Below are 20994 nucleotides of genomic sequence, written 5' to 3'. Positions count from 1 at the left end.
GCGGTCACTGTCGGGATCGTCCTCGCCGCCGTGGTGGCGGAGTTCGAGTTCTTCGAGGAATTCGCCGATCACCTGCCGTACCTCGGAGGGCTCGAACCCCTCTTACCAGGGTCACTGCGGCCTCGTCGGCCGGGACGGATCGCCCCCACAGCGGTCGGGGGTCCAGGCGCAGGAGTTCCGGTGGAATGCCCTGCCTGATCAGGGACTCGCGCTCGCGGACAACCTTTTCGGGGCTGGTGTTGTACCAAGTGAGCAGTTGCAGCATCTGCTGGGCGGGTCCGGGAGTTGTCCGGGCCGCGCACATCCATTCGTCCATGGCCGCAGTGAAAGCGGACCAGGCGCTCACCGGCCGCTGGGCGGGATCGTCCCCGGCGTAGACAGATTCGTGCGAGGGTTCGGCCAGTGTTGGGCCGGGGGTTCCCCGTGCGATGATCCGCCGCTGGGCCGCCAGCGCTATCGCGGCTGCGGCGGCGGCGGCGGCGGCGGCGGTGAGCAGCTTCTCCTGGGCCTGCCACGGTAACTGTTCGTAGGGTGCCCACACCGAGATCCCCGCCCGCACAGGCAGTTCGGCAGCGTCCCAGACTTGTTCGAGGCTGTGGCGGGCGGGCTGGTTGACGGTGGTGACCGCGAGGCTGAGTTCGTCGAGCAGGCTGCGCAGCAGCCGGAACCACACCCCGGCGTGCACGCTGCGGCCCGGCAGCTCCACCCGGCCGACCGTGAGCGCCTGGTGGGTGTAGCTTTCCAGGGTCGCCAACGGCTTCGGAATCGGGATCGGAATCGGAATCGGTTCAGGGTCTTGGTCTTTCACCTCGATCGCGTACCACCACCGAATCCTCGACCATCACGAACTCCCGCTGTGCAGATGACTACGAGCCAAAGCACCGTAGTGCAGTCCAGTTCGAAACACGCCGATGTTCGAAGTCCCCTTCACAAACGCCCGAACCCGCTCGTCATCCGTGCAGATGGCTTCGAGAATTCACACTCGCATAAATCGCCAGATACGAGAGTTCTGCGACAGCCCCGGACCGACCACCAGGGCCGACGTGTCGGGTTTCGTCTCGTAGATTCCGCCAACGGGTTATGACCCACGGAGGGCAGGGTCTGAGCTGCGGTTTCCTGACGGCCTTGCCTCGGCTGGTGGTGGGACGAAAGCGTTCATTTTTGTTCCCACCATTCGCATGGTCGGCCGACTCACATTACTAATCATCAAGCGCTAGTCTGCATTCCGAGTGTTGGTCGATCACGGAAAGTGGGGCAGATCCGGGATTCGCTAGTTCCGGTCGCTGGTCGTCCCGGTCGGCACGAATCGCCCTTCAAAGCGCGCTGTCCGGTTCCGTCAGCTCGCGGATTCGGTGTCTGGCCTTGCGGACCATGCCATTGGCGGATGAGGCTGAGACAATGGCTCGCAGCTGAGCCACTGCCTCATCTCCACCGATGGCCGTGATCGCATCGAGTGCAGCGCGGGACGACTCCCCGATTCGCCATCGCCCCTTGAGGATCTGCTCACACAGTTGGCGTGCCGTGTCCTTGTTCCCTACAAGACCTTGCGCATGCAACACCCACTGGCCACTGTTGGGACAATCGGCCAACATCCACGCCTCATATAGGCCCCATGCGAACTCCGCCAGCGTTGTGGGATCCACAATATCCGCGACGATCCGAACCCCGGCGTATTGCCATCCCGGTCGACACATTGCCAGCATCGTGCAAAAGTTTTCTACCGCCGAGTCCGGCAGTACGGCGCGACCATCTCGTAACGCGATGGGGGGAAGCAGGCCGGGCACGAGCCACGTCGGCAGTTGAGGAATCCGATGGGGCAGCGACAGTGTCGGATCGGCGTCCAGCATTGCCGAAATGGCTGTGCGGGCCTGCTCGCCGTAGCCTGTCGCGGCGACATCGACGGCGCCGCGGTGGCCGGTTTGGGCAACGGTGCGGAGTGCTTGCTCCGCAAGCATGCGATCCCTACCCTGCCGACCCAACGCAATGGGAATCAGGTCCTGTACGGCAGTGTCGGCATGCCGCAGCCACCAGGTGACAGCAGCGCGATTGGTCCGGGGGAGACCGAGACAGCGCATCATCAGCACGGCGACGCGGCTGCCATCGACCGGCGCCATAACGGTGGCCATCCGCAAGGGATGCCGCGCCATCGTCGCCACGACCGCATCGAGGGCATCGGTACCGAACCTCCCCAGAATGCGTTGAAAAATACACGGCGAGTGGACTGTTCCCGGCACCTGGAAATCTCGGAGGATCGGGCGTGCGATGTATTCGGATATCAGTGCGAGGACGAAGGGCCCGTGGTCGACGTTCAGCACCGAGCGCCGGTAATCCTCGGGATTCTGGGCGCTGCTGACCACCTCGAGCATGCCGCGCTCGTACCACCACCCCCTTGTTACGGGCATCGCCGCCCACAGCGCCCGTTCGCCCGCCCGCCAGTTGAGCCTCAGCGGGCGATCCGGACGTTCCTCGAGGGAAAGGTGCTGTGACGGCGGAGGCGAGTGCTGCCAGGGTGGCGACACCAGAACATCGGGCAGTTCGTGCGGTTCGGCGTTGCGAAGGTGTCCGGACGTACCGCACAGCTGGGCTTGCGCTGCATCGCCAGTGGTCTCGGGTCCTAGACGCTCGAGTGCCCGAACAAGGTGAGCCGGTGCCGCCTGTGTGAGATCGGCTGACAACAGCCTCCTCGCGCGGCGGGGGTACCGGCCCGCAGCCCTGGAAAGTGCGCCGAATACTAATCCGTTGGCGGCGCGAGCCCGCAACAACTCCATCGCGCCGTCGGTCGGGAACCGGGCTAGCAACTCGGCGAGCTCGCCCGTGGAGCGTTCCCTGGCCCCCCAACCGAAGGGTGCGTGGAGCCTGGCATCCAGCATCGCCGCGACGACGTCGGCGGAAGCCGGACCTACCTGGGCCGCGATGTTGTGTACATGACGGAAAAGTCGCGCTGGCTCCACCATCTCGGCGATACGAGTGAGCTGCTCCGCCGTGGTGGCGGAAGCGGATAGAAGAGCAAGCGAATCCAAGGAATCCGCAGGAACCGACGAAGCCCCGAAATCGAGGCCGTACCAACGTTGATGCTGCTCGGGAGGCGAACACCATGAGCGGACGATCGGCGTGAACCCGATGTCTGCGTCTAGCCACTCTTGCTCGGTCGGCAATAGATACGACGTGGCGACCCGCACCCACAGCTCGCCGACATGACCGGAAGCCTGTCCACCACCGGATACGCAGCGCAGCGTACCCAGCCGTTCGACGGTGGCCCGATAACGTTCATTAGACGCCGTCGCCAGGTGCGCCCGAACCCGCCGCAGCACGTTGTACGCGCGCAGTGGTCCGGGATCGTTCGGCGCGGGCGTTCCCAGATGGATAGGATTCCAAGTACCTTCTCGGGACCCCGATACGACCGAGCTCGACAGTCCGACGCCGGACAGCCACACGGCCGCCTCCGCTGCGAAATCGACACCGTATTCGGCCACCCACGTGTCAGCGAGGCTGCACGGCTCCGCGTGCACGACAGCGCACACAACAGCCGCGCCTTTCGCGGATACGCTTGAATCGAGAAACTTGCTCCCCGCCTCGGAAAGCCAAAACGCACCACTGCGCGGCGGGCACGCCAGAACACCCTCGATCACCCGACGATTCGGGGCGAGCTCGGTGGGGGTTACCGGGGTCCGCGGCCGAAACGTCACATGTCGCGTCGGGCCCAGCCCACGGAAAGGCGCTGCCTTGCGCCACCATTTTGCCGGAACAATCCACGAGTTCTCATCCAGCCGATCCTGACGTGCGGCCACGCACATCCTCCAATCTCACCCACTGCGAGCGACGATTACGGCACGGCCGAATACGGCAATGTCGCACCCTTTCAACCTCCCGGCCCTGAAATCGCTCAACCTGACAATGACAAGCCTCAGCCGAACGGAAGGTGCCACACATCGGCCCATGCTCAGGGCCTACGGTCGAGAAGGCGGTCGTCGCCCGCAGCGCCTGCTGGTCAACCGCGGCGCCGCTCACTCCATCGCCCGAACGGGACAGCGGAGACCCGAGTTTCGGGGGCCGCAGCGCCGCCTGCCGCTCCAACTTCCTGTGGAGAGTGCGGCACATGAGTTTCCTGAGTCAACCCCTAATATCTCGTCCGGCTAGGGGCGTCTCCGCTGTTGTATCCGCTGTCGCCGGTAGATCCACTGTGGTCGAATCATGTGCCCACTGGTAGCCGTAGCCGCGGAGTGTGATGATCAAGCGGGGCCGGTTCAATTTGGTCCGCAGTCTGGCCATATGCACATCCAACGTCCGTGACACCGCGATGAATGCGTCGCCCCACACGTGATCCATCAATTGGGCGCGACTCACTGCGCTGCCCGCCCGCTCCGCGAGGATGCTCAGCAGTTCGAATTCGGTGGGTGTGAGTCGTATCGGATTTCCGGCCACCGAAACCTGCCGTGCCGTCAGATCGACTCGGACGTCGCCGCTGACGATCACCGAGTCCACCGAGCTGGCGAGAATGGCGGCGCGTCGGGTGATCGCCTCCAACCTGGCGGTCAGCTCGCCGATGCGCGCGGGTTTCACCAGGTAGTCGTCGGCTCCGCTGCGCAATCCGCGTACGACCGAGCGTTCGCTGGCGTCAGTGGTCAGGATTATCACCGGCACCGAGGTGACTTGGCGCAGCTTGCGCAGTATCAGCAGACCAGGAAGATCGGGCAGACACAGCTCGAGGATGACGGCGTCGTAGTGATGGTGCGATGTCAGGAGATCCGAGCCTCGGCGTTTGCGATCCACGCTGTGCCCTCGAGCGGTGAGTGCCTGCTCGAGTACCTCGTCGCCGCTATCGTCTCCTACCAGCGTCAAACGCATACGCTCAACCTCGCTGGCGTGTTGCACGACCCGGGATGACGAAGATTTTGTGCGATCGCCTCGGTAGCGAACCGACTCAGGCGTAGCGCTGGCATTGTTTCGGAGCCCGTTTCGTGTGTCGCGTGTTCTCGCCTGATCGTGCAGGCACCGTCCGGATCGGCGCCGAGGGCCGGCGGCCAGTTCAAGATCAGATTTCATCAGGCGCATGCCAGGACCGAACGCACCAATACAGCGGTGAGATGCGTCGTCGCACCCTTTTCAACCTTCCGGCCCTGCAATCGCTCAACCTGACAATTACAAGTTTCGGGCGAACGGAAGATGTCACACATCGGCCCATGCTCAGGGGTCTACCTACGACGACTACCTACAAGCGTCGTCGTGCGCGCTTGTAGGGACTCTGCTTCGTCGGCTCTGTCGCATATTCGGATCTGTCCCCCATCCGGTGGTAACGCGCGGTTTCGGCCGCGCCAGGTCGATGCTGAGCATGCGATGCCAGATCAGGTGCAGCGCAGGAGCTCTCGCGACGGTGGGCACCGACGTGAGGTTCACTAGATCACCGAACCGCACCGGCCCCGCCGCCGCGGACCGCAGCAGTTGCTCCTCGAGGCCGAGGCGATCGCGGAGTTCGCGCCGCTGCGCCGACAACCCGTCCAGCACCGTCATCACATGCCCGCGCCAGCCCGCCACCACGGTGTAACGCCAGCCGCTCGCTAACGCTGCCTCCCGCGCCGCGGCGAACCGCACCACATCCTCCGTCCTTGATCAGCCGCCTCGGCCTCACATCGACAGCCACCGGCCGCCGTCGCGTGTGACCGCGAGGTAGTCCGGGATATGTTCCCCACGGCCGTCGGAGGTCTCGAACTTGAGCCGAAAAGGCTGCGGCAAAACCTCCACCACCTCGCCTGCGAAATCCAACGCCAGCAGCAGACGCTGCTCCTCGAGCGACTCGAACCCATGATGACGCCCCGTGGAGACAAGAAAACTGCAACCCGGGCCGATGCCGCTGCCGCGCCCGCCACGAGAACCGACAAACAGGCTCCGATCCCACCGTCGGCAATGTCATCAAATCGCGTACTGTGCAGACGATTTCATCCCCGCTATACCGCCATGATGCGGTCCACCGAGACGACCACCCCGGATCGCGCCCCAGCCGATCCCGAACCGAATCAGATACCCCGACAGCGATGATCAGTTCATCCAGACAGCACCGATCCGAATGCATCCGGACACCGTAACCGCTTGCCCTCCAGGATGGTTCTATAACCCACAATCAGGTCTCGTCACGCCGGGCGGTCATGGGGCCTCACCTGGTTTCCAGAACGTGAGACCGTCACGGGGATGCGATTCCAGCCACTCCAAAAGGTTTGAACTGGAGCGGATTCCACCGTCGAGGACGGCTCGATAGACGTCGATCGAGGGGCAACGCGGAATGGAACCGGTCTGTATCAGTGATTTCAATTCCAGAATTGCGCGTCGTGTCTCCGGCGTCAGCACTGCCCGAAGTGGTTCGACGAGGTGTGCGGCGCAGGGGCGGGGGTGGCTGCGCCGCAGCAACCACATATCGACTTTCCAGTCGGTGCCGTCGTCTGCTCGGTAGTCGAGCCGCCAGTACAGACCCTCGTCTGGTTCGTTGAGGTAGTTCCCGAACCGTGCCTTGCGCACGTTGTCCGCTAACGCGCGCTCGCACAACACCGAGAACCCGTCCTCTCGATGCGCGGCTCATCGCAATAGATCTCCATGTCGATGTCGGGAGCCATGGCCAACTCGTAGGCCACCGCGCCCACGAGCACAGGTGCTCCGAAGGCACTCCAACGCTCGAAGAGTCGCAATTGGGCGAGAATCTCGTGGGCTTGCTCGGCCCGTTGTCGGCTCTGCTCGAGGACTCCGGACAGGTTCTGCTCCTGGCGGGCTTGGCTCACGGCGACGACGATACGGTCCTGTAGCCCAAGGTCCTATCGTGTCCAGAAGTCCTCGGGTTGGCGGCCTGGCCGAAATCCGAAGTGCTCGACCATCGCGACAGCCTCCGGGAAATTATCGGCAAGCGCTTCAGGTACGTGGGCGTCGCTGCCGAATGTGACTGAACGGCCGCCTTCTTCGCGCCACCATTGCGGAATTCAGGGCCAGAGTCGGCGGGTGTTCATCTCCAACGCCCTCCCGCTGTCCGCGATGGCCCGCATCGCCGTCCGGAAACCCTCCTCGAACCGGCGCGGGTCGAACGAGCCGATGTCCGCGACCGGCCAAGCGCGCACCGCGTAGTCGATGTGGCTGAACACTGTGAACGAGTCTGATCCCGCGACCATACGGGGGATCTCTTGAAGGTAGGCCCGAACCACGTCGTCTGGGGCCCACACGCGAAACAGGGTGTTGGGTTCGCTCCGGTCGTCCTCGATGTGCAGTGTGTGTAGCGATCCGTTCACGCGGTCCATCGCGGTCAGGTCCAGCGACCGGGCCGCGTGTTCGGCGAAGAGGTGGGGTTGTCCGAACTCCACGCCGGTGAGGATGCGTAGTTCGGGGAACCTGTGCCTGCAACGGTCGATGCAGTCGAGGTAGCCCACAACATCCAGTGCAGGAGGGCGAAGGTAGCCGTCCTCGCCGAGTAGGTGCCGTTGGTGGGGGCGGGAGGTCCTCTGGGCCTGTGCGCAACGCGTCGTGAAATCCAGATGCTCGGTGAAGATTACGGCAGACAGGCTGATCGCGGCGGCGCGGTCGCAACTGCACTCCATCCGCCCGGCAGCCTCGGACGAGGGCCCACCCGTGTCCCAGGACCATTCGTTGTGAACATGGCTGTCAGCTGGAAGAACCATACCGAGAGCTTTGCACTCTGGTGTGCGAGCTGGGCCGGGTAGGCCAGGGCATTCCGACTCCGCCACCGGCATTGGTAGCGGCGCTGGCATATTGCGCGTCCTCTACCGCTAGCCCTGGGCTTTCATCGCAGGTGACTGAGGATCGCGTGTCGCGAACAAGAAAGGGTGCTCTGAACTGGGAGAATTCTGATTGCTGAGGTCGGAATTCGCACAGATTCGAGGAGCACCCTTTCGGTGGGGAAGTCTACGTCGCCGTATCCGCGGCTGGCCGCGGACGGGTCGGGTTCGCATGTCGTGTCGCAGGCGGGAGCGGTATTGCTGCTGCGCACCGCCGAGATGGTTGGGTTGACCAGCGGTTTGTCGCAAGCGTTGGCACCGTGGCGCAAGCCGGGGTCGGTGCATGATCCGGGCAAGGTTGTGCTGGATCTGGCGGTCGCGGTCGCACTCGGCGGTGATTGCCTGGCCGATATCGGCATGCTGCGTGCCGAGCCGGGCGTGTTCGGGCTGGTGGCATCGGATCCGACCGTGTCGCGCGCGATCGCTGGGCTGGCCGTCGAAGCGCCGAAAGCATTGGCGGCCATCAGATCCGCGCGAGCGTCCGCCCGCGCCGCGGCGTGGGATCGTGCCGGTAACCGCGCTCCCGATCACGGGATCGACGCCGAGCATCCACTGATCATCGACCTGGACGCGACCCTGACGATCGCCCACTCCGAGAAAGAACACGCAGCACCGACGTTCAAGAAGACCTTCGGTCATCATCCGCTCGGCTCGTGGGCCAACCATGGCCCGTCCGGCACCGGTGAACCGCTGATCACGGACCTGCGACCAGGAAACGCCGGCAGCAACACCGCGGCCGACCACAAGCGAGTGCTGGCCGCGGCCCTGCAGCAGCTGCCATGGCAGCCCGGCTACCGAGTCGGCCGAAAGTGCTGGTGCGCACCGACTCCGGCGGCGGCACCCACGAATTCATCGACTACCTCACTGCCCGGCATCTGCAGTACTCGGTTGGCTTCTCGCTCACCGAAACCACCGCCACCGCAGTCGATCTCATCCCCTTGAACGCCTGGGCCGAGGCATACGATGCCGACGGCAAAGTCCGTGACGGCGCGTGGGTGGCCGAGCTGACCGGCCTGATCGATCTCACCGACTGGCCGCCCGGCATGCGGGTCATCGTGCGCAAAGAGCGCCCGCACTCCGGCGCGCAACTGCGGTTCACCGACCGCGACGGTCTGCGGTTGACCGCGTTCGCCACCAACGCCCGCACCGGTCAGCTCCCGGACCTGGAGCTGCGCCACCGCCGCCGCGCCCGCTGTGAAGACCGCATCCGCACCGCGAAGGACACCAGGCTGACCAACCTGCCGCTGCAAGGCTTCGACCAGAATCGGATCTGGATCGAGATCGTCTGCCTGGCAACAGTACTCACCGCCTGGATGCAGATGCTCGCGCTTGCTGATCACCAGGCGCGCCGCTGGAAACCCAAACGGCTGCGCCTGCGCCTGTTCTCCGCTGCGGCCCGCATCGCACGCCACGCCCGCCGAACCTACCTCCGATTCTCCGCCCACTGGCCTCACACCGGCCTGATCCTCACCGCCCTGGCCCGCCTGCAACCAGGCTGACCAGCGTAAATCCACCCCGAAGACCGAAAGGGCAACCACTTCCGGGCCCGTGGAACCCGGCAGCCAACCCGCTGAACGGGCCACACCGTCACACCGTTTTGCGGCCGGAACGGCCGCAAAACACCAACCCGAACCCGATCAGGCCAGCATCTCAGCCGCACGAAATATCTGGGCTAGGCGGCGTGCCGCCTCGAACACTGCGGCCAACTATCGCTCTGATTGGCCAACTATCGTTCGTCGTCACACTCGAGCACCTGGATATGACGTGGAGCCGTTCGACGGTCGGTCCAGTGGTGACAACTACCGTGCAAATTCGGTGACGAATAGCTGGTCGGGTAGGGGTCTGTCCAGTCTCAGGCTCTGTCGAAATTACAGACCTGTCTTCGTGACAACGGCGAAAGATAGCGAGGACCTTGCGTCGCCGCATCGCCATGAGACGGATCAAGGAGGGTTTCTCACGTCGGCCCGACTTGTTGAGGCCTGCAAGTTTGCGGACGTGATGTACCTCCAAATTCGTTGTGGCATAGGAGATCTTGCAACATCCGGTCGGCGAGAAGCCAATGGACCAGCCCCGGCATACTCGGCCGGGTATTTGGCGACGATAGTGAAGTCGTCGTCATGGAGCAGGGCGCCGCGCTGGGTCGGTTTTCCGCCCTGCATGTAGAGCGTTCATCGTCATCCATCGCGATTCCCCGTTCACCCGGGCCGGCCACGTCTGAGGTTCACCCCAAATAGTGGACAGGGGTTCAAGCAGCTTTTGCTGCGTCTGTCAGGAATTGCTCGTAGCGTAGGGGGCTGAGCATCCCGAGGGCGGAGTGCCGTCGATCATGGTTGTACTTGTTGATCCAATTGTCAACCGCAGCAACGAGTTCGGTCTTGGTGGCGTAGACGTGGCGGTAGTACGACTCGTGTTTGTAGGTCGACCAGAGCGATTCGGCGGGACTGTTGTCCCAACATATTCCGGTATCGCCCATCGACCGTTTCAGCTGGTGGCGGTGGCAGGCGTTGACTGTCATCGCCGCGGTGAACTCGCCCCCACGATCGGAATGCAGCACGGTCCCTTCCACCGGATGCCCACGCACTGCTACGGCCTGGTCGATGGCTCGGCACACCACGTCGGCGCCGATGTGATCGGCCACGACGTGGGCGAGCACGCGGCGGGTATGTCCGTCACGGATGGCGCACAAGTACATGTCGCCCTGTCCGCAGGTCAGATATGTGAAATCGGTCGTCCAGACCGCGTCGGGGCGGCCTTGATCGAAGTTGCGGCGTACCAGGTCCGGCGGGAACGACGCGGCAGGATCGGTGATCGTGGTGCGGGCCTTGAACGTGCGTGGGCTGATGCCCTCGATCCCGATCCGGGCCATGATCGCCGCGACGGTCTTGGCACTGACCACCTCGCCACGTGCGCGTAGCTCGGCAGTGATCCGCGGAGAGCCGTAGGTACCGTCGGACTCGGCGTGGACGTCGAGGATCTTCACCGTCAGATCGGCACGACGCCGCTGACGTGGCGTCGAAACCGTTGCCGTGCAACGTTTCACATACGCGTAGTAACCCGACGCCGACACTCCCAGCAGGCGCGCCATACGACGGATCGAGAATCGTTGCCCCTCGGGGCGCTGGTGCCCGCGGTCTCGGCGATGTCATCGGGGCCGGCGTACTTCACCATCAGATCGAACCGGGCCGGTTGGTCTGCATCGCGGCGAAGTACGCCGAAGCTTTTGCCAAGAACGCATTGTCCTTCTCCAGCTCGCCGACTTGCCTGCGTAAACGCAGCAACTCGGCTCGCTCGGCCGCGTCCAGAGGTTTCTCACCGCCGACCTCGGCCGCGGCGATCCGGCGCCGCTCGTCTTTGACCCAGGTACTGAGCACGGTCTCGTGAATACCGAGTTCACGAGCGACCACGGCGATCGAGCGACCGGAATCGATCACCCGATGAGCAGCCTCGACCTTGTACTCGGCCGTGAACGACCGACGCTTGCGAGGAGGCATAACGGACATCCTTACCAGCAGAACCATCGATCCTGCTAACTCGGTGTCCACTTCCAGGGGTGAACCTCAGTCGGCCAGCGCGGGTGTTGCCGGCCTCGCCGGAAAATCTTTAAGTCTCGGGGCTGCTTGTAGGTAGTCGTTGTAGGTGGCCCCTGAGCATGGGCCGATGTGTAGCACCTTCCGATTGCCTGAGGCTTGTCATTTGTCGGGTTGAGCGGTTTCAGGGCCGGAAGGTTGGGAAAAGGGTGCCAGATTTCCGAATTCTGCCGGGCCGGTGTGGTCTTTCATCGGCTCATCAGCTGCTGCAGCGCTTCCGGTCGGTTATCTCGACTATCGACCTGCACCATCGGGCCGTACCGTTCGGTGCACTGTCCAGCGCACAGTTGACATGGCGCTCGACACCCGACCTCCCAGCGAGTTGTCGGGGCGACGCTGACCGGATCGCCCGGAGAACAGCGATGACCACGACGGCCGCGTGGCCCCGCCCACGACCCGACGTGTCCTCGCTCGTCGTGGAGCGGCCGAATCGAGCAAGTATCGCAACGCGAATCGCCCACCCGCTGCTGCGCGGCACGATCGGACTCGGATTGGCAACCTTGGCCCGGACCGGCGGCCACCAGCTGCGGAAAGCCTACTTCACCGAGACCCTCGACGACGCGGTCGACTCGTATCGATACCTACTGGAGCAGGGCTTTCGTGCCGACCGCATTATCGTCTCCGGCGATTCCGCCCGGACGCCGAGACGCTGGCCCTACGCTGCGCCCAAGCATGCCGGCGCCGACCTGCTCTCCGACGCCCGCGCCGCCATCCACTATCGGGGAAAGTTCCACCAACGTGTGATCGCGGACGCATTCCGCCTACCACAGGTCCCACATGGTCGCGGTCGGCCAGCATCAACGTCTTCGTGACATCAACGAGCGGCGGGGCAGCCAACGCGAGCTTCCCAGCCTGTCGCCGGTTCTGTCCAACGTCAGACCGCCGACGCAGGCGATGACACGCTTCGGTGTGCTCGCTGGCTGCACAGCGCCAACCACGCCCGGCGGGTCCCGGTTGTCGCCGATAAACGGCGGCATCCGGCTTGGGCAAGTATGAAAGGGCTCACTGACATGTACGTAGAGCACAGTGGGGGTGGCACCGACGGGCGACCACAGAATCCCGGCTCATGCCACATACATGTGCGATTTGCGAGCCCGGCCATGGAGCTCGACTACCAGGACGATCCAACGGTCGCTCGACAGTTTGCCGCCGCAGCATCCAGAATCGGCGTGATCGTGTCGATCGACTACGACGTTGCCAAAGGTTGTCCGCGATTGCCATGCCGTCGGTTATGGACATGACGATCACTGAGCACTCTCGTCTGGGAGCGGCGTGAAGTGTGAGCCACCCCGAGTTTGATGCGCACCGGTAAGGTCGCGAGGTTGTCGCTGGTGTCGATGGACGAGCAGATCCGTCGGTGGGCCGAGGGGCCTGACGCGATGGGCTGCAATTGGTGGGTGAGGGCGGGCTGGTGGCACGTATGGCGAAACTGGTGGTGGAGTCCGCGCTCGAAGACGAGATGGACGAGCACCTCGGCTATGCCAAGCGCTGACCCGGCTGGCCGTGACGGAGGTACCTCCTGAAACGGCAAGCGGGCCAAGATGACCGGGGCCGGTCCGGTCGAGATCACGGTGCCGCGAGATCGGGAGTCCAGCTTCGAGCCGCGGCGGATACTACGGCGCCCCAATCTCAACAATCAAAATGTATCCAGGTATCGATGCCGTCAGGGCACCGTTCGGTCGACAACCTGTCGGTCATGAGTTGAACATCATGCAGCGCAACCGATCACGACACGCGGCAAATGAATCACATCCACGTAAGATACCGTCTAGTGCTGCGTTCCTCAAAGGTGGTAAACAAACCGGCGGCGTAGAGCCCGGGGTTTCGGCGGGGGTCTGCCCCAGACCCATGGTCGTGCGCGAGCGTTGAGGGCGGCTGTGGCCTGGCGGGTGGCTCGGTCGATTTCTGTGTGGTCGGCGAAGGTCTGGCCGGCGAGGGCTTCGCGGCGGAAGATCCGCCACCACGGCTCTTGCAGGTTGAGCCAGCACGCTCCGACGGGGATGAACGCGTGTTTGATCCGTGGATGGTCCTCGAGCCATTCGCGGGTGGATTTGCTGTTGTGGCTGGACAGGTTGTCGGTGATCACGTAGATATCGCCGACCGGGTTGGCCTGTTCGACCAGTTCGAGGAAACGCTGGTAGTTGACGCTGTTGCGGGAGGAGGCGGTGAGCGTGACGGCATGTCCATCGCGGATTCGGATCGATCCGTATACCCAGACTCTGTCGGGGCCTCGCGAGTATTCCAGGGGCGCCTTGATCCGGTGCCCGTCGACCGACCACCCCGGTGCGGGTGCGAAGGTGCGGGGCGAGACCGGGCCCAGTTCGTCGGCGCAGACTACCGTGGCACCTTCGGGTGGCTGCGTGTAGAGACCGACGATGTGGGTCCTTTTGGGACGAAGTACGGGTCCTTGCTCGCCGTCCACGACCGCGGCCGACGCCAGCGAACCCCCTCTGCCACAAGGATTCTGCGGACCTGACTGCGACCGACGACGATGCCTTCGCCGCGCAGCGCTTCGGTCAACGCGTCCAGTGTCCAGCACGACCCGGCCGCGTCCTTCTCGGCGCGCAGTTCGCCATCGCGATGCCGTGTCAAACGCCCCGGCGGTGTCGTGGCGACCAAGGCCACGATGCGGCTGCGCTCTGCTTCGGTCAACCGAGGTCTACGTCCTGCTCCTCGACGATCGCCAAGCCCGTCCAGGCCATGAGTGTTGAACCGATGCAACCGTTCTCGCACCGTCTGTGGATGACAGCCGAGCTCACCGGCGATCTGCACGGTGGACTTCCCATCCCAACTGGCTGTGATCATCCGCGCCCGCCGGATCCAATCTCCAGGCGCATGCCGAGCCGCTGCAATCTTACGAATCTTTCGCTCCTCCAACACATCCCGCGCCGGACGCGCAATCAACACCTTCGGCAGAACCCACCTCGACTACACCCGAACCACCAAGACCAGCAACAAGATACATGATCTTTGAGGAACGCAGCACTAGTTGCAATGCCGGGAAGTTAATGGGTGGTTCCGGTCGTCAAGTCTTTGGGTGAGTGGGTGTGGTTGTCGGGGTGTCAGCGGCGTGGGTAGCGGATTGTGTTGTCTGGCAGGGTATGTCGGTGATGCAAGACAGCGGAACTCCGGGTATTGATGGGGTGTCCTACCAAGACGCCCGTCACCACCGTTGGAGTTCCGCTGTCTGCTCAGTCTGTCATTCCCCGCGCCGCCACGGTAGCCGCGGGCGCGTTTGCCCCTGGCCATCTCGGCGAGTTGACCCAGATCGTGCCATTCGAGATGGTCGACGAGGTACTCGGCGCGACCATGAGCGTGCAACGGCGAGTACGGGACCTGCCGGCACGGGTGGTGGTGTATCTGCTGCTCGCGGCGGGATTATTCGCCGAACTCGGCTATCGACAGGTGTGGGCGCGGCTGACGGTCTGCCTGCCCGGCTCGGCCCGGCCCAGCGCTTCAGCGCTGACCCAAGCGCGCCGCAGGGTCGGCGCGAAACCGTTGCGGGCGTTGTTCGAGTTACTAGCCGGCCCCGACGCCTCGACACCGTGGTGGCGGGGCCTGCTGGTCTGCGCCCTGGATGGCACCCAGATGGCGGTGCCCGACAGCGCGGCGAACCTGACCCGCTACGCCCGTCAGGCCGGTCACCACGGCGGCACCGGATATCCGCTGCTGCGACTGCTCACCGTGGTGGCCTGCGGCACCCGCACCCTCCTCGACGCCGTGTTCGGCCCGGCCGGCATCGGCGAAACCACCTACGCGCCAACACTTGTCCGCTGCCTGCGACCGAGCATGCTGCTGCTGGCCGACCGCAACTTCGCCGTCGCCTCCCTGATCGGGGAGATCGCGGCCACCGAAGCCGACCTGCTCATCCGTTGCAAGAACGGCCGCCGCCTGGCCAGCATTCGCCGATACCGCGACGGGTCCTGGCTCACCCAACTCGGCGGGGTGCGGCTACGCGTCATAGAAGCCGAGATCACCGTCACCGGCAGCGGTCCGCACCAAGGGAAACGACGTGTCGCCCGCTATCGACTGCTCACCACCCTGACCGATCACCAGCGGTTCCCGGCTACCGAGATCGTCGAGCTCTACCACCAGAGATGGGAGATCGAAACCAGCTACCTGGAATTGAAATCCGGCATCCTGGGCGGGCGAGTGCTGCGCGCCCGCACCCCGGCAGGGATCGAGCAGGAGGTCTACGCCCTGCTGGTCACCTACCAAGCGCTGCGCACCGCTATGGCCGACTGAGGTTCACCCCTGGAAGTGGACACCGAGTTAGCAGGATCGATGGTTCTGCTGGTAAGGATGTCCGTTATGCCTCCTCGCAAGCGTCGGTCGTTCACGGCCGAGTACAAGGTCGAGGCTGCTCATCGGGTGATCGATTCCGGTCGCTCGATCGCCGTGGTCGCTCGTGAACTCGGTATTCACGAGACCGTGCTCAGTACCTGGGTCAAAGACGAGCGGCGCCGGATCGCCGCGGCCGAGGTCGGCGGTGAGAAACCTCTGGACGCGGCCGAGCGAGCCGAGTTGCTGCGTTTACGCAGGCAAGTCGGCGAGCTGGAGAAGGACAATGCGTTCTTGGCAAAAGCTTCGGCGTACTTCGCCGCGATGCAGACCAACCGGCCCGGTTCGATCTGATGGTGAAGTACGCCGGCCCCGATGACATCGCCGAGACCGCGGGCACCAGCGCCCCGAGGGGCAACGATTCTCGATCCGTCGTATGGCGCGCCTGCTGGGAGTGTCGGCGTCGGGTTACTACGCGTATGTGAAACGTTGCACGGCAACGGTTTCGACGCCACGTCAGCGGCGTCGTGCCGATCTGACGGTGAAGATCCTCGACGTCCACGCCGAGTCCGACGGTACCTACGGCTCTCCGCGGATCACTGCCGAGCTACGCGCACGTGGCGAGGTGGTCAGTGCCAAGACCGTCGCGGCGATCATGGCCCGGATCGGGATCGAGGGCATCAGCCCACGCACGTTCAAGGCCCGCACCACGATCACCGATCCTGCCGCGTCGTTCCCGCCGGACCTGGTACGCCGCAACTTCGATCAAGGCCGCCCCGACGCGGTCTGGACGACCGATTTCACATATCTGACCTGCGGACAGGGCGACATGTACTTGTGCGCCATCCGTGACGGACATACCCGCCGCGTGCTCGCCCACGTCGTGGCCGATCACATCGGCGCCGACGTGGTGTGCCGAGCCATCGACCAGGCCGTAGCAGTGCGTGGGCATCCGGTGGAAGGGACCGTGCTGCATTCCGATCGTGGGGGCGAGTTCACCGCGGCGATGACAGTCAACGCCTGCCACCGCCACCAGCTGAAACGGTCGATGGGCGATACCGGAATATGTTGGGACAACAGTCCCGCCGAATCGCTCTGGTCGACCTACAAACACGAGTCGTACTACCGCCACGTCTACGCCACCAAGACCGAACTCGTTGCTGCGGTTGACAATTGGATCAACAAGTACAACCATGATCGACGGCACTCCGCCCTCGGGATGCTCAGCCCCCTACGCTACGAGCAATTCCTGACAGACGCAGCAAAAGCTGCTTGAACCCCTGTCCACTATTTGGGGTGAACCTCAGACGCCACCGCAACCACACCCGCGACCGGCCCTGACCGCGCCAGCTTCACCACCGCCCTGCACACCGCCCGCGACCAGGTCATCCAGGCCGCGAACGTCACCGCCGACACCCGCATCGACCTGGTCGGCGCGATTGGCCGCGCTGTCCTGACCCAACTCCTACCGGCCCGCAGAACCCGCCTCAGCCCCCGGATCGTCAAGCGAGCCAACTCCAAATACCAAGCCAGAGCCGGTGACGACCGCACCAACTACCCAGCCACCATCGCCGTCGCCCTCCTCGAACCACCAACTTGACGACACAACCTCCGCCTTTAACTTCCCGGCATTGGGGCTGGTTGCCTGGTGATCCAGCCGATCCAGTAGGGGCCGACATTGGTGATGGTATGGCCTTGATCGCCGTGTTACTGGGTCCGACTGTTGCCCTGTTGGGCCGACCATCATTTGGTCTGACTGGCGGTCAGTGCTTCGCGTGCCGGTTCGGGTGGGTCTGGAGTCTTTTGCTGTGCAGTGGGCTTGTCGGGACGGGGTGCAGGACCGGTTTTCATGGTTGTCGGGGCGAACGCCTTGGCTGCGACATCTGGCCTGCATCCGGTCTTCGACCACGGTGTTCCCACCGGTTCGTGGTCGGTGACTGCGGAGATGGCCGATGCCGGGGCAGGTGTGGGCGGTACCGCTTTTCCAGAACTAGTGCGCGATATCGGTGCCCGACCAAGACTTGCCCATGGGTGGGTCGGCGCCGTGGAACCGCTTCCGGTCTGTCGCGGTGGAGGTGATACGACCGGTTCGTCGGTCACGGGGTCGGGAGAAACATTGTGTGCATGAGGGTAGGACGCGAGTGGACCGAGGGCCGCTTCGGGATCGTGACCGCCGGAGGCTGTGACAGGCCAGGAATGTCCTTCGGGGCTGCTGCTCGGGGTTTGGGTTGTCCCGGATGCCAGCGCACTCTCGTACCGGCCGGGCTTGTGATCTGTATCGGTTCGATGCGAATCGTGTGCGCCTTGCACCTGCGCAGTCGGCTGCGCCGCACCACCCACATCCGCTGTATCACCGATACCCGGCATGGCACCAATATCCGGGCCGATCGGACTGCCCCGGCCGACGTCGGTGCCGGACGCGCTTTCCGCCGCCTTTCCCGGCTCACCGGCAAGGGTCTGGTCATCGAACCCGCTTGTCTTCCGAGCATGACCGTGTGCGTCAACTGAAACGTCTGCGGCTCGAGGCTCGGTGATCCCTTGTGGCGAGTCCGGCATTCTCGAATCCCGCGTGTTCGGAGCGTGCGACAGGTCGGTATCAACACCAGCTCGCGGTAGTCCGGGGGCCACGGTCAGGGCACCGTGCTGGTGGGGGGCGAACAAGTCGTGTTGTTGCGGGACGAAGAGGTCATCGGTGCTGTCAAGCCAGCCGGGTGTGGCGGTGAAATCCAGTCTCGCCATCTTGTCGATCGCTGATCAACCAGTAATGGGAGGAATCTGATGAGGGGCGTTCCGCCCTCCTGACACGCAACCAGGTTCTGCACCCGTCTCGCGCCCACCTCAACCAGCGGACACCGTTTCACGTCGAGGAGTTCTCCTGTTCCGTTGTGGAGCCCGGACCGAGCTCGCGCCACCTTCATGCCGGACACCACCAGACCAATCAGCAGGCACTCGTCTGACTCATCCCGGGACAGCATTGAGGCCCCGGTTTCGATGTCACTTACATCTAACGACACGTCATCAGTGGTTCACTCACGTTCGCCTTCTCAGCCCATACCTGCCGCATCTTGTGCGGCTTTTCCCACGACGCTCACCACCACGACTCATTCACCGCAGCAGCTCGGGGCGGTTTGGTACCTGCACCTGCATGCCGATACCGAAGGACCTTCCTTCATCTCCACAACAGCACGGCATCAACAAGATTCGTGCTTCTAAATCACGACCTTCCTCTCACCTTCAGGACACACCAACGCGTTGATGGAGAAGTTCTTTTCCACGCTCAAGACCGAGCTGGTGTCCCGAAATAGTTGGCGCACAAAGGAAGACGCTGAGAACGCGTTGTTCACCTACATCGACGGCTGGTACAACCCAACGGATCAGCAGAAGCTGGGCTTGCTATCACTCGACGAATACGAGGCAAACTACTATCAGCAGGTTCCAGCCGGAACCGGATAATGCGCTCTTCGGCACAGCGGGAAGCTCAGTTCGCACAACGACTACGCAGCCTCCGTCGACGTCCGCCGGCCGCAGGCGTCCGGCAGGGTCCGCACCTCGGTCTGCGCCGCAACCCGCTCTACACCAATCGGATCAGCTTATCGGCGCCGGCCGCGGGACAGGCTGCCGCTGCTCTACGGTCAGCATCAGGTCGCGCGGGGTGAATGTGGACCCGGCGACCTTCTCCATCCTGGCGCCGGGTGTGACACGCAGGCGCCACTGCCCGGCGATCGTCGCAAGGGCCAGCGTGGCCTCGACAACCGCGAAGACGTCACCGATGCACTTACGCGGCCCGCCACCGAATTGCACGATCGCATCCCGGTGGATCTCACCGGCCCGCTCCGGTGACCAACGGTCCGGATCGAATTTCTCCGCTTCGCTGAACAGTCGCGGATCCCGTTGCACGACATAGGCACTGAACGCTACGGTAGTGCCCGCAGGAACGTGCAGGCCTTTGAGGTCCACGTCCTCGGTGGCGCGTCGGGTGGCAAGCCAGGCCGGCGGGTAACACCGCAGGGCCTCATTGATCACCTGGGCGGTGTAGGTCAGCTGCCGGACATCGGCGTACTCGGCCGACCTGCCCTCGAGTACCCGGTCGACTTCGGCGTGCAGTCGGGCCTCGATATCCGGATGTTCGGTCAACACATGGAACACCCAGGACAGGGCGGCCGCTGTGGTTTCGGACCCGGCCATCAGGATCGCGGTGATCTGGTCATGAAGCTCCCGATCAGACAGCACACTTCCGGTTTCCGCGTCCCGCGCCTCCAGCAGCATGCCCAACAGATCTGGCTTGCGGTCGTTGCTGCTGCGGTAGTCGGCGACGACCTTGTCGATCATCGGGTGCAGTCGTGCCAAGCGTGCCGCGTATTCCCGGTTGCGGTTGAGTGGGAGTTTGTTCAATACCGGCAGCGGAGTGGTCATCCGCTGGTAAGTCAGGTCGAGAATGCGGGGCATGCTGTGCAGCATCTCGGCCACCAGATCGTTACCCAGTTCGGAGGAGATCAGCGTCTTGGCGGCTACCGAGAGCGTCAGCGTTGTCATCGCGACGCGCACGTCGATAACTCGGCCGGTATGCCAGTCGGCGGTGTGCTCGACGATCTGTTCGCGCATGACCTGGGCATACTCCGCGATTCGGTCACGGCGGAACGCTGGCTGCATCAGCAACCGGTGCCGCCGATGCATGTCTCCCTCGGAGCTGATCAGGCCGTAGCCCAGCAGCTCGCGTGCATTGTCGATTTGTGTGCCCTTGTCGAACTGACGGGGCTTCGCGACGAGCAATTCGCGGACCAGCTCGGCGGAATTGAGAACGTAGGCGCGTTGTGGCCCGAGCTTGATCAGCACGACGTCACCGAGCGGACGCAAGGACTCGAAAAACCCTAACGGGTCGTCGCGGAGCCGCAACGCATGTCCCAGCACCGGAATTGCACCGGGGGCAACAGCAATCGGAGAAGCATGCATAGAAACTCCCAACAAATATCGATGTGAGTCAGCATGCTGCCGGTCTCACGAATTCGAATCGATTCGGCGAATTTCGTAACGTTCCTGTAGGGAAGACCGGACGGTCGCCGGCTATCAGGGAAGCCGACCAGCTCCGCGTCGAGCAGCTCGGTGAAGATTGACGCGCCTTACCGCTGTATCGGCGCGCTCGGTCCTTGCCTGCGGGCATAGTGAATCTTGATCATGAACTAGCGGCCTGCTCTTGCCGCAACAGTCGGCACGACGGTGCCGGCACGATCAGGCTAGAACATGCGACACACGAAAAGAATGCCAACAACCCCTGAGCCGGTTTGCTGCAGATGCGACAGCACACCATCTTCTTCATCGCGGTTCGCGGCCCTACGGGCCATCCCTGTAGGCACCCAGATCCC

General features: G+C 63.8%; 18 protein-coding genes and 2 pseudogenes. 8 read left to right on the top strand and 12 right to left on the bottom strand.

The genetic code is table 11. The features are described 5' to 3' along the window. Positions 1-4: 4 nt before the first annotated feature. The 6 genes from OHB12_RS12395 to OHB12_RS12370 all read right to left on the bottom strand — a co-directional run bounded on the left by OHB12_RS12395 (position 5) and on the right by OHB12_RS12370 (position 7649). Positions 5-808: a hypothetical protein gene (locus OHB12_RS12395; protein WP_327119101.1), complete on the bottom strand. Its 804-nt coding sequence runs from the start codon at positions 806-808 to the stop codon at positions 5-7. A gap of 505 nt (positions 809-1313) precedes the next feature. Further along, positions 1314-2366 carry a hypothetical protein gene (locus tag OHB12_RS12390; protein WP_327119099.1) on the bottom strand — a complete coding sequence of 351 codons (1053 nt, stop codon included), beginning with the start codon at positions 2364-2366 and terminating at the stop codon, positions 1314-1316. A 1744-nt stretch (positions 2367-4110) separates the two neighbouring features. Beyond that, positions 4111-4845 (bottom strand): response regulator transcription factor, encoded by a 735-nt coding sequence (locus OHB12_RS12385; protein WP_327119097.1) that lies wholly within the window; start codon positions 4843-4845, stop codon positions 4111-4113. Positions 4846-5205: 360 nt separating this feature from the next. Next, positions 5206-5592, bottom strand: a complete 387-nt coding sequence (locus OHB12_RS12380; protein ID WP_327119095.1) for a hypothetical protein — start codon at positions 5590-5592, stop codon at positions 5206-5208. 546 nt (positions 5593-6138) lie between these two features. Further along, a complete protein-coding gene (locus tag OHB12_RS12375) occupies positions 6139-6537 on the bottom strand; it encodes a hypothetical protein (RefSeq protein ID WP_327119093.1) in 399 nt (132 codons plus the stop codon). 422 nt (positions 6538-6959) lie between these two features. After that, the gene (locus OHB12_RS12370) at positions 6960-7649 is read right to left on the bottom strand and encodes a PHP domain-containing protein (RefSeq protein ID WP_327119091.1); all 690 of its coding nucleotides are present in this window, start codon (positions 7647-7649) and stop codon (positions 6960-6962) included. Positions 7650-7883: 234 nt separating this feature from the next. On the opposite strand from OHB12_RS12370, the pseudogene OHB12_RS12365 reads away from it, so the two are divergent. Further along, positions 7884-9265: pseudogene (locus OHB12_RS12365) on the top strand (IS1380 family transposase). Positions 9266-9416: 151 nt separating this feature from the next. Here OHB12_RS12365 and OHB12_RS36285 read toward each other — a convergent pair. The 3 genes from OHB12_RS36285 to OHB12_RS12355 form a co-directional block, all read right to left on the bottom strand. Further along, positions 9417-9797: an HNH endonuclease gene (locus OHB12_RS36285; protein ID WP_442800086.1), complete on the bottom strand. Its 381-nt coding sequence runs from the start codon at positions 9795-9797 to the stop codon at positions 9417-9419. Between the two features lie 214 nt (positions 9798-10011). After that, on the bottom strand, positions 10012-10860 hold the full coding sequence (locus OHB12_RS12360) for an IS3 family transposase (RefSeq protein ID WP_327121034.1): 849 nt from the start codon (positions 10858-10860) through the stop codon (positions 10012-10014). A 73-nt stretch (positions 10861-10933) separates the two neighbouring features. Continuing rightward, positions 10934-11257 (bottom strand): transposase, encoded by a 324-nt coding sequence (locus tag OHB12_RS12355; RefSeq protein ID WP_442800016.1) that lies wholly within the window; start codon positions 11255-11257, stop codon positions 10934-10936. Between the two features lie 458 nt (positions 11258-11715). On the opposite strand from OHB12_RS12355, the gene OHB12_RS12350 reads away from it, so the two are divergent. Both OHB12_RS12350 and OHB12_RS36280 read left to right on the top strand, forming a co-directional pair. Then, positions 11716-12165 (top strand): hypothetical protein, encoded by a 450-nt coding sequence (locus OHB12_RS12350; RefSeq protein ID WP_327119088.1) that lies wholly within the window; start codon positions 11716-11718, stop codon positions 12163-12165. Between the two features lie 525 nt (positions 12166-12690). After that, positions 12691-12975: pseudogene (locus OHB12_RS36280) on the top strand (transposase); the annotation flags it as partial. A 161-nt stretch (positions 12976-13136) separates the two neighbouring features. Here OHB12_RS36280 and OHB12_RS12345 read toward each other — a convergent pair. Continuing rightward, positions 13137-13775: an IS630 family transposase gene (locus OHB12_RS12345; RefSeq protein ID WP_327119086.1), complete on the bottom strand. Its 639-nt coding sequence runs from the start codon at positions 13773-13775 to the stop codon at positions 13137-13139. Then, positions 13688-14233 carry a helix-turn-helix domain-containing protein gene (locus OHB12_RS12340; RefSeq protein ID WP_327121036.1) on the bottom strand — a complete coding sequence of 182 codons (546 nt, stop codon included), beginning with the start codon at positions 14231-14233 and terminating at the stop codon, positions 13688-13690. Before OHB12_RS12340 ends, OHB12_RS12345 begins: the two co-directional genes overlap by 88 nt. A 258-nt stretch (positions 14234-14491) precedes the next feature. Here OHB12_RS12340 and OHB12_RS12335 point away from each other — a divergent pair, with 258 nt between their 5' ends. The 5 genes from OHB12_RS12335 (at position 14492) to OHB12_RS12315 (ending at position 19087) form a co-directional block, all read left to right on the top strand. Beyond that, entirely contained in the window at positions 14492-15598 is a 1107-nt protein-coding gene (locus OHB12_RS12335; protein WP_327119084.1) for an IS4 family transposase, read from the top strand. A 66-nt stretch (positions 15599-15664) separates the two neighbouring features. Continuing rightward, the gene (locus tag OHB12_RS12330; RefSeq protein ID WP_442800016.1) at positions 15665-15988 is read left to right on the top strand and encodes a transposase; all 324 of its coding nucleotides are present in this window, start codon (positions 15665-15667) and stop codon (positions 15986-15988) included. A 73-nt stretch (positions 15989-16061) separates the two neighbouring features. Beyond that, complete coding sequence (locus OHB12_RS12325; protein ID WP_327121034.1) at positions 16062-16910, top strand: IS3 family transposase; 849 nt, start codon at positions 16062-16064, stop codon at positions 16908-16910. Positions 16911-17929: 1019 nt separating this feature from the next. After that, on the top strand, positions 17930-18142 hold the full coding sequence (locus OHB12_RS12320; protein ID WP_327119082.1) for a hypothetical protein: 213 nt from the start codon (positions 17930-17932) through the stop codon (positions 18140-18142). A gap of 747 nt (positions 18143-18889) precedes the next feature. After that, positions 18890-19087, top strand: a complete 198-nt coding sequence (locus OHB12_RS12315; RefSeq protein ID WP_327119080.1) for an IS3 family transposase — start codon at positions 18890-18892, stop codon at positions 19085-19087. 132 nt (positions 19088-19219) lie between these two features. Here the strand turns inward: OHB12_RS12315 and OHB12_RS12310 are convergent, their stop codons facing one another. Next, positions 19220-20584 (bottom strand): cytochrome P450, encoded by a 1365-nt coding sequence (locus tag OHB12_RS12310; protein WP_327119078.1) that lies wholly within the window; start codon positions 20582-20584, stop codon positions 19220-19222. Positions 20585-20994: the final 410 nt, after the last annotated feature.

The organism is Nocardia sp. NBC_01730, from assembly GCF_035920445.1.
Lineage (GTDB): Bacteria > Actinomycetota > Actinomycetes > Mycobacteriales > Mycobacteriaceae > Nocardia.
The sequence above is the reverse complement of the archived record's forward strand: the minus strand, read 5'-3'. Positions and strand labels throughout refer to the sequence as shown.

Coding starts and splice junctions, on each gene's coding strand:
- OHB12_RS12390 (WP_327119099.1), bottom strand. CDS start 2,366: ATGCTCGAGGTGGTCAGCAGCGCCCAGAATCCCGAGGATTACCGGCGC.
- OHB12_RS12385 (WP_327119097.1), bottom strand. CDS start 4,845: ATGCGTTTGACGCTGGTAGGAGACGATAGCGGCGACGAGGTACTCGAG.
- OHB12_RS12370 (WP_327119091.1), bottom strand. CDS start 7,649: ATGGTTCTTCCAGCTGACAGCCATGTTCACAACGAATGGTCCTGGGAC.
- OHB12_RS12355 (WP_442800016.1), bottom strand. CDS start 11,257: ATGCCTCCTCGCAAGCGTCGGTCGTTCACGGCCGAGTACAAGGTCGAG.
- OHB12_RS12350 (WP_327119088.1), top strand. CDS start 11,716: ATGACCACGACGGCCGCGTGGCCCCGCCCACGACCCGACGTGTCCTCG.
- OHB12_RS12335 (WP_327119084.1), top strand. CDS start 14,492: ATGGGGTGTCCTACCAAGACGCCCGTCACCACCGTTGGAGTTCCGCTG.
- OHB12_RS12330 (WP_442800016.1), top strand. CDS start 15,665: ATGCCTCCTCGCAAGCGTCGGTCGTTCACGGCCGAGTACAAGGTCGAG.
- OHB12_RS12315 (WP_327119080.1), top strand. CDS start 18,890: ATGGAGAAGTTCTTTTCCACGCTCAAGACCGAGCTGGTGTCCCGAAAT.
- OHB12_RS12310 (WP_327119078.1), bottom strand. CDS start 20,584: ATGCATGCTTCTCCGATTGCTGTTGCCCCCGGTGCAATTCCGGTGCTG.